This is a genomic window from Scandinavium manionii, assembly GCF_024764775.1.
Taxonomy (GTDB): Bacteria; Pseudomonadota; Gammaproteobacteria; order Enterobacterales; family Enterobacteriaceae; genus Scandinavium; species Scandinavium manionii.
Genome location: NZ_JALIGC010000040.1, coordinates 381819 through 394581, shown reverse-complemented (window position 1 = coordinate 394581; position 12763 = coordinate 381819). Strand labels below are relative to the sequence as shown.

The window sequence follows — 12763 nt, the reverse complement described above, 5'->3', positions numbered from 1 at the left end:
TCATCCTTCAAAAAAAACGTCGGGCAGATTTTTGTGACACAGCAGCAGCGACAGACCGTCGAGTTCAGCCCAGACCGACTGGCCGTAATCCTGTTTGAGCGTGAGCTCAGTTCGCGCCAAAAGAGACACCGCATGGCGCAGCTGCTCCGGGCTCAGGCGGTTCAGTGCCTCGGTAAATAACGGTCGACGATTCTGCCAGACGCGGTGCTTATCGAACAGGGCGCGCAGCGGCGTGTTGACTGATTGACGCTTCATGTTCACCAGCAGCAGAAGTTCGCGCTGAAGGGTTCGCAGCAGAATAACCGGCTCACTGCCTTCCTGGCGTAACTGCTGCAGGATATGCAACGCGCGTTTACTTTTTCCTGCCAGCAGCGCATCAAGCCAGTGAAACGGTGTAAAGTGCGCCGCATCATTTACCGCTTGCTCAACCCGTGGCAGCGTCAGTTTACCGTCAGGCCACAGGAGCGACAGGCGTTCAAGTGCCTGGGCCAGCGCCAGCAGATTGCCTTCATAGCAATAGCAAAGCAGTTGGCTTGCGGCGTCATCAAGCTGCAAATTAAGCTGTCTGGCACGGGTGGCGAGCCAGCGCGGCAGCTGTGCTTGTTCCGGCGTCTGGCAGGAAACCTGCGCTGCACGTCCGGAAAGCGCGTTATACCAGGCCGCATTTTCCTGGGCTTTGGTCAGCTTATTACCACGGATAATCAGCAACAATTCGTCGTGGAGCAGGCCAGTCAGCGCTACGAGCTGTTCATTAATCGCCGCATTCGGACCATTATCCGGCAGGACCAGCGTCAACGTTTGACGCGTGGCAAACAGGCTGCGTTCCTGGCTAAGTGCAAACAGCGCATTCCAGTCGGTGCTGGCGTCTATTGTGACGGTGTGGTGTTCATCAAAGCCCTGAGCCCCCGCCGCGTGGCGAATGGCATCCTGACTTTCCTGAAGCAGAAGGGGGTCATTTCCAAGGAGTAAATACGCCGCGCGCAGCCCTTCAGAGAGCTGCGCGCGGAGTTGTTCTGGGTACAACCGAATCATCAGTTACCCAGGGTCGTGGAGACGCGAGTTCCGGCCGGCGCTTCGGTTGCGTTAGCATCCGTAGCGGACTGCTCGTCCTCTTTGGTGGCTTCAGCATCCGCCACCTTGACGCTTGGCAGCTTACGGATCAGCTGTTGAGCGGCTTTGTCGTACATCTCCTGGACGATCATCGCTTGCTCGGCATCTTTCGCCAGCGCCTGCTGTGGGTTATCGAAGTACGAACGATAAACCTTGGTGCTGATTGGATAGATGTCGTGACCCGGGATAAGCACGCTGGCGGAGACGGTCATGACCATCTGGTATTCCGCCGTTTTACCATCCTGGAATACGGACGCGGTATCTTTACCAATCGATGCACCGCCCAGACGCAGTGACGGAATGTCCTGGCGAATCGAGCTGGCTTCCACAATTTCAATTCCGTTCAGGCGTAATTGGTTACGCACCGAGCGGCTCAGCGGACCGTTAGGATCGCCTGAGATAAAAATCATCTTTTTCATGTTGTCCGGAACCTGCGTGGTACTACGCAGGTGCCAGCCACAACCAGCGGTGACAAGCACCGCCAGAGATACCAATAACGTTGTCAGAAATCGCACGCTTCCTCCCGCGCTTAGCCAACGACCAGGTTGAGCAGTTTGCCCGGCACGTAAATGACTTTACGCACGGTCATACCATCCAGATATTTTGCGACCAGATGTTCCTGGCCTGCACGTTCACGAATCTGCTCTTCCGTTGCATCCACCGGCACAGTCACTTTACCGCGGACTTTACCGTTAACCTGTACCACGACGAGGGTGGTGTTTTCCACCATCGCTTTTTCGTCAGCTACCGGCCATGGTGCGTTGTCGACATCACCTTCGCCACCCAGCAGCTGCCACAACGTGAAGCTAATGTGCGGGGTGAACGGGTTCAGCATACGTACCACGGATTGCAGAGCTTCCTGCAGCAGAGCGCGATCCTGCTCTTCTTCAGCAGGGGCTTTCGCCAGTTTGTTCATCAGTTCCATCACGGCCGCGATGGCAGTGTTGAAGGTCTGACGACGACCGATATCATCGGTCACTTTAGCGATAGTTTTGTGAACGTCACGACGCAGCGCCTGCTGATCTTCGCTCAACGCGTCGACGTTCAGGGCAACCGTTGGGCCTTTCGCGGTGTGTTCGTAAACCAGTTTCCACACGCGCTTCAGGAAGCGGTTAGCGCCTTCAACGCCAGATTCCTGCCACTCGAGGGTCATGTCTGCTGGAGACGCAAACATCATGAACAGACGAACGGTGTCCGCGCCATAACGCTCAACCATTTCCTGCGGGTCAATGCCGTTGTTTTTGGACTTAGACATTTTGCTCATGCCGGTATACACCAGCTCATGGCCCGCTTCGTCCTTCGCTTTCACGATACGGCCCTTCTCGTCGCGCTCAACGATGGCTTCTTTCGGGGAAACCCAGTTACGCTCGCCGTTTTCGCCCAGATAGTAGAAGGCATCTGCCAGCACCATACCCTGGCACAGCAGCTGTTTAGCCGGTTCGTCAGAGTTCACCATGCCCGCATCACGCATCAGTTTGTGGAAGAAGCGGAAGTACAGCAGGTGCATGATGGCGTGTTCGATCCCGCCGATATAAATATCCACCGGCAGCCAGTAGTTGGCAGCGTCGGAATCCAGCATCCCTTCCTGATAGTCAGGGCAGGTGTAACGCGCGTAATACCAGGAAGACTCCATAAAGGTGTCAAAGGTGTCGGTTTCACGCAGCGCTGGCTTGCCGTTAACGGTGGTTTTCGCCCACTCAGGATCGGCTTTGATTGGGCTGGTGATACCGTCCATGACTACATCTTCCGGCAGAATAACCGGCAGCTGATCTTCTGGGGTTGGCATCACGGTACCGTCTTCCAGGGTCACCATCGGGATTGGCGCGCCCCAGTAGCGCTGACGGGAAACGCCCCAGTCGCGCAGACGGAAGTTTACTTTACGCTCACCCACGCCAAGTTCTGCCAGCTTGTCGGCAATGGCGTTGAAGCCTGCTTCGAAGCTCAGACCGCTAAATTCACCAGAGTTAAACAGGGTGCCTTTTTCGGTCAGGGCTTGTTCAGACAGGTCTGGCTCGGAGCCATCAGCGTTCAGAATAACCGGCTTGATGGTCAGGCCGTATTTGGTCGCAAATTCGTAATCGCGCTGGTCGTGGCCTGGAACGGCCATCACTGCACCGGTGCCGTATTCCATCAGCACAAAGTTAGCCGCCCAGACTGGAACGGCTCCGCCGGTCAGCGGATGAATCGCTTTGAAACCGGTGTCGACGCCTTTCTTCTCCATCGTCGCCATTTCAGCTTCAGCAACTTTGGTGTTGCGGCATTCGTCAACGAAGGCCGCCAGTTCAGGATTGTTGAGGGCAGCCTGTTGTGCAAGCGGGTGACCTGCGGCCACGGCCAGGTAAGTTGCACCCATGAAGGTGTCCGGGCGCGTCGTGTAAACGGTCAGCTTGTCAGCGTAATCGGCAACGTCGAAGGTGATTTCCACGCCTTCGGAACGGCCAATCCAGTTGCGCTGCATGGTTTTCACCGTGTCAGGCCACTGATCCATTTTATCCAGATCGTTCAGCAGTTCGTCCGCGTAAGCGGTGATTTTGATGAACCACTGTGGAATTTCTTTACGCTCAACTTTGGTATCACAGCGCCAGCAGCAGCCGTCGATAACCTGCTCGTTCGCCAGTACGGTCTGGTCGTTCGGGCACCAGTTAACGGCGGACGTTTTCTTGTAGACCAGGCCTTTTTTGTAGAGCTCGGTGAAGAACTTCTGCTCCCAGCGGTAGTATTCCGGGGTACAGGTCGCCAGCTCGCGGCTCCAGTCATAACCGAAGCCCAGCATTTTGAGCTGGTTCTTCATGTAGGCGATGTTGTCGTAGGTCCACGGTGCAGGTGCGGTGTTGTTTTTTACCGCAGCGCCTTCAGCCGGCAGACCAAACGCATCCCAGCCGATTGGCTGCAGCACGTTTTTGCCCAGCATGCGCTGGTAGCGGGCAATCACATCACCGATGGTGTAGTTGCGCACGTGGCCCATGTGTAGTCGGCCAGAAGGATAGGGGAGCATCGACAGGCAATAGTATTTCTCTTTGCTGTTGTCTTCAGTCACTTCAAATGTGCGCTTATCGTCCCAGTGTTGCTGGACTTTCGATTCTATCTCTTCCGGGCGGTATTGCTCTTGCATGGCAGCCAGTGGTCCTGTTTTCAATACAGCTACAAACGTAGCCAATGGATGTGGTCATTCAGATCCGCATAGCATAGCCCAAACGGGCACGTCAAAACAGCCTTTCGCACACACCAGGCTGGCGTTTATTTACCGTGTCTGTGGCTTACCTGACAAAGCGATAAGGAAATAAGGTCTATCATTAGAGGACGTTAACCGCCCGGGAGATGAAACAATGAACAAGGTCGCTCAATATTATCGTGAACTGGTGACGACGCTAACCGAACGCCTGCGTAACGGAGACCGCGATATTGACGCGCTGGTCGAGCAGGCGCGGGCTCGCGTAAGCCAGACCGGGGAGTTAACCCGAACCGAAGTGGAAGAGCTGACAAGGGCCGTCCGTCGTGACCTGGAAGAGTTCGCTATCAGTTATAACGAAAGTCAGGATGAGCTGAAAGACAGCGTGTTTCTGCGGGTGATTAAAGAGAGCATCTGGCAGGAACTGGCGGACATCACTGACAAAACGCAGCTCGAATGGCGCGAAGTATTCCAGGACTTGAATCACCATGGGGTGTATCACAGCGGGGAAGTGGTGGGGTTGGGCAATCTGGTGTGCGAGAAATGCCACTTCCACTTAGCAGTATATTCGCCGGACGTGCTGCCGCTATGCCCGAAATGCGGCCATGACCAGTTTCAACGTAAGGCGTTTGAGCCTTAGTCGTTAACGCCAGCATGTGTAAGCCCGGTAAGCGCGAACGCCGCCGGGCAATTAACAGCCAGATCAGTGCAGAATTTTCGCCAGGAAATCTTTCGCACGGTCGGACTTCGGATTATCAAAGAACTCGTCTTTGTCGGAGTCTTCCACAATCTTGCCTTCGTCCATAAAGATAACGCGGTTTGCCACTTTGCGGGCAAAGCCCATTTCGTGAGTTACCACCATCATCGTCATCCCTTCGTGCGCCAGTTCGACCATGACATCCAGCACTTCGTTGATCATTTCCGGATCCAGCGCTGACGTGGGCTCGTCGAACAGCATCGCCACCGGATCCATACACAGCGCGCGGGCGATCGCCACACGTTGCTGCTGGCCGCCGGAAAGCTGCGCCGGGAACTTATCGGCATGGGCAGTAAGCCCTACGCGTTCCAGCAATTTCAGCCCCTTGGTGCGCGCAGCAGTTTTATCACGTTGCAGCACTTTGACCTGCGCCAGGGTCAGGTTTTCGATAATCGACAGGTGTGGGAACAGCTCGAAATGCTGGAATACCATGCCGACGTGTGAACGTAGTTTTGCCAGATCGGTTTTCTTGTGGGTCACCTGCGTACCGTTCACCAGAATCTCGCCCTGCTGAACCGGCTCAAGGCCGTTAACGGTTTTAATCAGCGTGGATTTACCGGACCCTGACGGGCCGCAAACTACCACCACTTCGCCTTTTTTCACTTCCGTGGAGCAGTCGGTGAGCACCTGAAAGTGACCATACCATTTCGAAACATTTTTCAGGGAAATCATTACACGGTCCTTTTCTTCAAATAGCTGACCAACAGCGAGGCGCTTAAACTGATAACAAAATAGACGGCTCCCGCGAACAGGATCATCTCAACCTGGGTTCCGTCACGCTCGCCAATGGTGGAGGCGGTACGGAAGAAATCGGCAAGGCTCAGCACGTACACCAGAGACGTATCCTGAAACAGGACAATCCCCTGAGTCAGCAGCAGTGGCACCATTGCGCGGAACGCCTGTGGCAGAATAATGAGCTTCATTGACTGCCAGTGGGTCATCCCCAGCGCTAAGGCGGCATTGCCCTGGCCGCGAGAAACGCTCTGAATACCGGCGCGGATAATTTCTGAATAGTAGGCGGCTTCGAACATCGAGAACGCCACCATCGCAGAAATCAGACGAATATCGGCTTTCGGCGACAGGCCAAGCACCTGCTGCAGGAAGCCCGGCACAATCAGGTAGAACCACAGCAGCACCATCACCAGCGGAATAGAACGGAACACGTTCACATACGCGGTCGCAAACCAGGCCAACGGTTTGAAGGTGGACAGACGCATCACCGCCAACAGGGTGCCCCAGACGATACCAATGATTATCGCCGTGACGGTAATCTTCAGCGTGATAACCAGACCTGCGAGCAGGTAAGGCATCGACGGAACGATAGAACTCCAGTCAAATTCGTACATTATTTGCCTCCCATATTGCCCGGCAGGCGAACCTTACGTTCAACCAGATTCATTACCAGCATGATAACCGTGTTAATCAGTACGTAAGCGAGGGTAATTGCAGTGAAGGACTCCCAGGCGTGCGCCGAGTAATCCAGTAGTTTTCCCGCTTGTGCGGCCATATCCACCAGACCGATAGTCGAGGCGATGGCCGAGTTTTTCACCAGGTTCATCATCTCCGAAGTCATCGGTGGGACAATCACGCGATAGGCGTTGGGCAGCAGCACATAACGATAGGTTTGTGGCAGCGTCAGGCCCATCGCCAGCCCGGCGTTCTTCTGACCGCGCGGCAGTGACTGAATTGCCGCCCGCACCTGTTCGCATACACGGGCAGCAGTGAACAGCCCCAGGCACAGCATCGAGGAAACAAAGAACTGAATGTTAGGATCAAGCTCAGACTTAAACCACATGCCGAGGTTTTCTGGCAGCAGTTCCGGTATCACCAGATACCAGGTAAAGAATTGAACGATCAGCGGAACGTTGCGGAACAGTTCCACGTACAGTGTGCCGATCCCGGATAAGAACCGATTTGGCACGGTGCGCAGAATGCCGAACAGTGAGCCGACAAGGAACGCGATAATCCATGCCGTGATGGACAGCGCCACCGTGACCTGAAATCCGCTCCACAGCCAGCCAAGATAGGTGGTGTTGCCGAACGGGGCTTGTTGCAGAAAAATACCCCAGTTCCAGTCGATTGACATAAATGGACTCCGAAAAAAAAAGGGTAGCAGCGCTACCCTCTAAGACTGCTAAGGAAACTATCACCTTCCCTACGTCGTGCTGTAGCGGCCTTAGCTGCCTACAACCCGGATTAAGTCAGGTAATTTATTTTTCATGGCGACTGGGGAACGACCATTCGCCATATAGTCTGTCCGTATCTCCTCGCAATCGAGAGGGCAGGCGAGCCCGCCCATCATTGTTCTAGTTAGTTAAGTGCTTTGTCGTTTGGTGTTTTAAACAGCGCTTTCATGTCGTCAGACAGTTCGAAGTTCATGTTCAGGTTCTTCGGTGGAATTGGGTTTTTGAACCATTTATCGAACGACTTCGCCGCTTCACCGGAGGTCTGCGCCTGAGCGATGGTGTCATCCATCAGCTTTTTGAACTGCGGATCGTCTTTACGCAACATGCAGCCGTAGGCTTCTTTGGACTGCGCGGTGCCAACGATTTCCCAGTTGTCAGGCTTCTTCGCTTTCGCACGTTCACCTGCCAGCAGGGCGTCATCCATCATGAACGCCACCGCACGGCCGCTTTCCAGGGTACGGAAGGAGTCGCCGTGGTCTTTGGCGCTGATGATGCGCATGTCCATTTTCTTCTCGTCGTTCAGCTTGTGCAGCAGAACTTCAGAGGTGGTCCCGGACGTCACAACCACCGCTTTGCCTTTCAGATCAGCGAAATCTTTGATTGCGCCGCCTTTCTTGACCAGCAGACGGGTGCCGACCACGAAGATAGTGTCAGAGAACGCAGCCTGCTTCTGACGCTCGAGGTTGTTGGTGGTGGAACCACACTCGAAGTCAAAGGTGCCGTTTTGCAGCAATGGGATACGGTTCTGGGACGTAATTGGGATCAGCTTAACCTGCAGATCAGGCTTGTTGAGCTTCTTCTTGATGGCGTCAACGATAGCGTTGGAATAATCCTGGGAGTAACCGACGACTTTCTGTTGATTGTCATAGTATGAGAAGGGGACTGATGACTCACGGTGGCCGACGACAATCACACCGTTTTTGGCGATTTTGTCCAGCGTGCTCTGGCCGGTTGCCTGTGCCGCATCATCGGCATGTGCCACGCCTGCGGACATTCCCATTACCAGCATTGCTGTGGCCAGTTTACGTAATTGCATATCCAACTCCTTCATTATCGCGGCGTCAGGGACGCGCAGATACTCATGTGAGTGTTGTGTTGTTATTGTCTGCAACTTAAACGTGCAGTGTTAAGCCAGTTTGTTAACATTTAGTTTGGCTTAATGTAAAGATTTTGCTGCGTTATTGTTTGTTTTTGCGAAGTGCGCCGCACCGTTTTAAGGCAAAAATGCTCTTATGCACCAAAAAGGTGCCACCGTTGAGCACTGCTGGTGCGACCGGGTTGCACTAAGGCAAATTACGCAGCTCACTGAATTAACTAAGCAATTGGCGTGCCAGAAATGGCTGGGGTAGGAAAGGGGTTGGCCCGGCAGCGGAAGCGCCACCGGGCAAAGGGGGGATTAGCCTCGACGCAGTCTAAGACTCATCACCAGTGCGCCAAAGCCGAACAGCACGGTAAGTGCCCAAAGTGGCCAGTTGCCAAAACGCGCATAGGGCGTCAGGCCTGTGGTTGGCGTCACCGTGGTAGTCAGCACATCGCGGGTGAACTGCGGGATCATCGCCTGCACGTCACCGTGCGGGTTGATAACCGCCGTAATCCCGTTGTTGGTGCTACGCAACAGCGGACGTGCCAGTTCCAGGGCACGCATCCGCGCCATCTGGAAGTGCTGCCATGGGCCAATCGATTTACCGAACCACGCATCGTTAGAAATGGTCAGCAGGAAATCGGTGTCCGGCCGGAAGTTGTCGCGCACCTGCTCGCCAAGAATAACTTCGTAGCAAATTGCTGGGGTCAGCTTCAGATTATGCGCAGAAAGCTGCGGCTGAACGTACGGCCCGCGGCTAAACGATGACATTGGCAGGTCAAAGAACGGCGCCAGCGGACGCAGAATCGACTCCAGCGGCACAAACTCACCAAACGGCACAAGGTGATTCTTGTTGTAGCGATCGGTGGAGTTGTAGCTGTACGGGTTATCTTTGCCCAGCGTGATGATGGTGTTGTAGGTGTCATAACGGTTTTTTGCGTTAAGACGAGAATCCACCACGCCGGTAATCAGCGAGCTGTTTTTGGCGCGCAGCATATCGTCCATCATACTGAGCAGGCGCTGCTGATTGATTTCCAGGTCTGGGATCGCTGATTCAGGCCAGATAATCAGCTGCGATTTACCCATCACTTTTTCAGTCGCATCCAGATAAATCTTCAGCGTATTGATGAGTTCTTTCTCATCCCACTTCAGCGACTGCGGAATATTGCCCTGAACCAGCGAGACCTGCGTCGTACGCTCCGGCAGCAGCTGATACCACTGGATGTAGCGCAGTGGGAACGGTAACGCGAACAACACCATGGCAGCCACCAGAGGACGCCAGTTACGGGTTACCAGCGCCAGCGCCAGTAGACCGCTGACCATCATCAGCAGGAAGTTAATGGTTTCCACGCCCATCACCGGTGCCAGGCCTTTCAGCGGGCCGTCAATCTGGCTGTAGCCAAATTGCAACCATGGGAATCCGGTCAGGACCCAGCCGCGCAGGAATTCAGTGATTTGCCATACCGCCGGGGCAGCAATCGCCACACGGACCCAGTTGGCTTTCGGCCACAGACGCGCAAGCACACCGGCAAAAAGCCCGGTATACAGCGAAAGATAGGCGGCGAGGAGCGCCACGAGGAACACATTCACCGGACCCGGCATACCGCCAAACTGTGCGATGCTGACGTAGACCCAGTTTATGCCGGAGCCGAATAAGCCGAGACCCCAGAAGTAACCAATCCAGGCGCTTTGTAGCGGACGGCGGTTAAGGGTTAATCCCTGAAGCCCAATCAGCGAAACGATCGCCGCTGGCCAGAAATCATAAGGGGAAAATGCCAGCGTTCCGCAGGCACCAAAAAGTAGCGCCAGCAGCAGGCGAATGCGCTGGCGTTCAATCAGAGAGGCAAATGCCATTTAGCGTTGTCGTCCCGTAAAATTAATCTTCCAGATTGGGCTGTGGCGCATCTTCCGGAAGTTTGACGTGTACCTGGATGATACGGCGGCTGTCAGCCATCGCAACTTTGAACTGGTAACCATCAATGTCAATGGATTCACCGCGAGCAGGCAGGTGCCCGAACGCCTGCATCACCAGACCGCCGATGGTATCGACTTCATCATCGCTGAAGTGCGTGCCGTAGGCTTCGTTGAAGTCCTCGATAGAGGCCAGCGCGCGAACGGTCCAGGTGTGACGGCTCAGTTGACGGAAATCGATGTCATCTTCTTCATCGTATTCGTCTTCAATTTCGCCAACGATCAATTCAAGGATGTCTTCGATGGTCACCAGACCCGAGACGCCGCCAAATTCGTCAATCACAATCGCCATGTGGTAACGCTGAGAGCGGAACTCTTTCAGCATGCGGTCAACTCGCTTGCTTTCCGGCACCACCACTGCCTGGCGTAACACCTTATCCATGCTGAAAGCGTCGGAATCGCTGCGCATAAACGGCAGCAAATCTTTAGCCATCAGAATCCCTTCAATGTGATCTTTATCTTCGCTGATCACCGGGAAACGAGAGTGGGCGGACTCGATAATGACATCGAGACACTCGTCCAGCGTCTGGTTGCGTTTCAGGGTAATCATTTGAGAACGGGGGATCATGATGTCGCGGACGCGCTGGTCTGCTATATCCATTACCCCTTCGAGCATGTCGCGCGTATCTTCGTCGATAAGGTCGTTTTGCCCGGAATCACGGATCAGCGCCAGAAGTTCATCACGGTTTTTAGGTTCGCCGTGGAACAGTTGGCTCAGTAAGAGGGAGAAGAATCCCTTTTTGCTGTTTAAGGTGTCGCTACTGTGTGAGTTGTCGTCGCTCATGGCGTCGTGTGGGGTCTCATATTAATAGAATGATCACTGCCTGGCGTAAATTCAGCCTTAGGCGGCATAAAATGCCAGCGCGGCGGCTAGCCGCCGCACAGGTTACTCTTTCTCGGCAATGTACGGATCATCATAGTCCAGAGCAAGCATTATCTCTGTTTCCAGACTTTCCATCTCTTCCGCTTCTTCGTCTTCAATATGGTCGTAACCCAGCAGATGAAGACTGCCGTGAACCACCATATGCGCCCAGTGGGCTTCCAGCGGTTTACCTTGTTCTTCTGCTTCGCGTTCTACCACCTGGCGGCAAATGATGAGGTCGCCCAACAGCGGCAGTTCAATGCCTGGCGGGACTTCAAACGGGAAGGAGAGCACGTTGGTCGACTTATCTTTACCGCGATAGGTCAGGTTCAACTCGTGACTTTCTGCTTCATCGACCAGACGAATGGTCACCTCCGACTCTGCCTGAAACGCCGGAATGGTGGCGTCCAGCCAGCGCTGGAATTGCGCTTCCTGCGGCAGACCGTTTTCGTTCTCGGTCGCGACCTGTAAATCCAGAATTACCGAACTCATTTGTGCTCTTGCTCCTGCGATGTCAGCGCTTCGCGTTTCCGCTCGGCGGCCTGCTCGGCTTTACGTTTTTGATCGGCTTCTTCCCATGCTTCATAGGCGTTAACGATTCTGGCGACCACCGGGTGGCGCACCACGTCTTCGCTGTGGAAGAAGTTGAAGCTGATTTCGTCGACTTCCGCCAGCACTTCAACGGCGTGGCGCAGGCCGGATTTCATATTGCGCGGCAGGTCAATCTGGGTAACGTCACCGGTGATAACCGCTTTCGAATTAAAGCCGATACGGGTCAGGAACATCTTCATCTGTTCGATGGTAGTGTTCTGGCTTTCATCCAGGATGATGAACGCATCGTTGAGCGTACGGCCACGCATGTAGGCCAGCGGCGCGACTTCAATCACGTTGCGTTCAATCAGCTTCTCCACTTTTTCAAAGCCGAGCATCTCGAACAGAGCGTCATACAGCGGACGCAAATACGGGTCGACTTTCTGGCTGAGATCCCCTGGCAGGAAGCCGAGTTTTTCACCCGCTTCTACCGCCGGACGCGTCAGCAGAATACGCCGAATCTCTTGCCGCTCCAGTGCATCGACGGCGGCCGCGACCGCCAGATAGGTTTTACCCGTCCCCGCAGGGCCTACGCCGAAGGTGATGTCATGGTCAAGAATATTGGCGATGTACTGGGCCTGATTCGGCGTGCGCGGTTTAATCACGCCACGCTTGGTCTTGATATTGATGGCTTTGCCGTAGTCCGGTACGCTGTCGGCGCTTTGCTCCAGTACGCGGGCTTCTTTGATAGCCAGATGAATCTGTTCCGGTTCGATATCTTGAGTCTGGCCACGCATCGGGGCCGTATCGACATACAGGCTGCGCAGGATATCTGCCGCTGCGTTTACGCAGATGGCGCGTCCGGTGAGTTTGAAATGATTATCGCGGCGGTTGATTTCGATACCCAGTCGTCGCTCCAGATGTTTGATATTGTCATCAAACGGGCCACAGAGGCTCAGCAGGCGGTCGTTGTCTGCCGGCTCGAGGGTTACTTCACGGGTTTCTGTATTCAAGCTGTTCCTCTTTTACCAGGCGCCACGGCGGGCGTTTTTGAACGTGTATACGGAAATTATTCACGCCAGTGATTAAAGGCGCA

12 protein-coding genes are annotated in these 12763 nt (G+C 54.5%); 1 reads left to right on the top strand and 11 read right to left on the bottom strand.

Annotated elements, in window-relative coordinates:
* The 3 genes from holA to leuS are packed head-to-tail and all read right to left on the bottom strand — an operon-like array spanning position 1 to position 4222.
* On the bottom strand, positions 1–1032 hold the full coding sequence (gene holA / locus MUU51_RS19655; protein WP_159774243.1) for a DNA polymerase III subunit delta: 1032 nt from the start codon (positions 1030–1032) through the stop codon (positions 1–3).
* Complete coding sequence (gene lptE, locus MUU51_RS19650; protein WP_159774241.1) at positions 1032–1625, bottom strand: LPS assembly lipoprotein LptE; 594 nt, start codon at positions 1623–1625, stop codon at positions 1032–1034. The genes holA and lptE overlap by 1 nt, the downstream gene beginning before the upstream one ends.
* 14 nt (positions 1626–1639) lie before the next feature.
* Positions 1640–4222, bottom strand: a complete 2583-nt coding sequence (leuS, locus tag MUU51_RS19645; RefSeq protein ID WP_258968409.1) for a leucine--tRNA ligase — start codon at positions 4220–4222, stop codon at positions 1640–1642.
* Between the two features lie 214 nt (positions 4223–4436).
* Here leuS and MUU51_RS19640 point away from each other — a divergent pair, with 214 nt between their 5' ends.
* Positions 4437–4919 (top strand): zinc ribbon-containing protein, encoded by a 483-nt coding sequence (locus MUU51_RS19640; RefSeq protein ID WP_159774237.1) that lies wholly within the window; start codon positions 4437–4439, stop codon positions 4917–4919.
* A 63-nt stretch (positions 4920–4982) separates the two neighbouring features.
* Here MUU51_RS19640 and MUU51_RS19635 read toward each other — a convergent pair whose 3' ends face one another.
* The 8 genes from MUU51_RS19635 to MUU51_RS19600 form a co-directional block, all read right to left on the bottom strand.
* Positions 4983–5708, bottom strand: coding sequence for an amino acid ABC transporter ATP-binding protein (locus MUU51_RS19635; protein ID WP_159774235.1), 726 nt, complete (start codon positions 5706–5708; stop codon positions 4983–4985).
* On the bottom strand, positions 5708–6382 hold the full coding sequence (gltK, locus tag MUU51_RS19630; RefSeq protein WP_110510133.1) for a glutamate/aspartate ABC transporter permease GltK: 675 nt from the start codon (positions 6380–6382) through the stop codon (positions 5708–5710). Before gltK ends, MUU51_RS19635 begins: the two co-directional genes overlap by 1 nt.
* The gene (gene gltJ / locus MUU51_RS19625; RefSeq protein WP_159774233.1) at positions 6382–7122 is read right to left on the bottom strand and encodes a glutamate/aspartate ABC transporter permease GltJ; all 741 of its coding nucleotides are present in this window, start codon (positions 7120–7122) and stop codon (positions 6382–6384) included. The genes gltK and gltJ overlap by 1 nt, the downstream gene beginning before the upstream one ends.
* Positions 7123–7346: 224 nt before the next feature.
* Positions 7347–8258 (bottom strand): amino acid ABC transporter substrate-binding protein, encoded by a 912-nt coding sequence (locus MUU51_RS19620; protein ID WP_159774231.1) that lies wholly within the window; start codon positions 8256–8258, stop codon positions 7347–7349.
* Between the two features lie 360 nt (positions 8259–8618).
* Positions 8619–10157 (bottom strand): apolipoprotein N-acyltransferase, encoded by a 1539-nt coding sequence (gene lnt / locus MUU51_RS19615; protein WP_159774229.1) that lies wholly within the window; start codon positions 10155–10157, stop codon positions 8619–8621.
* Positions 10158–10179: 22 nt separating this feature from the next.
* Positions 10180–11058, bottom strand: a complete 879-nt coding sequence (corC, locus tag MUU51_RS19610; RefSeq protein WP_159774227.1) for a CNNM family magnesium/cobalt transport protein CorC — start codon at positions 11056–11058, stop codon at positions 10180–10182.
* 102 nt (positions 11059–11160) lie between these two features.
* Positions 11161–11628, bottom strand: coding sequence for an rRNA maturation RNase YbeY (gene ybeY / locus MUU51_RS19605; RefSeq protein WP_159774225.1), 468 nt, complete (start codon positions 11626–11628; stop codon positions 11161–11163).
* Positions 11625–12680 carry a PhoH family protein gene (locus tag MUU51_RS19600; RefSeq protein ID WP_159774223.1) on the bottom strand — a complete coding sequence of 352 codons (1056 nt, stop codon included), beginning with the start codon at positions 12678–12680 and terminating at the stop codon, positions 11625–11627. The genes ybeY and MUU51_RS19600 overlap by 4 nt, the downstream gene beginning before the upstream one ends.
* Between the last annotated feature and the right edge of the window lie 83 nt (positions 12681–12763).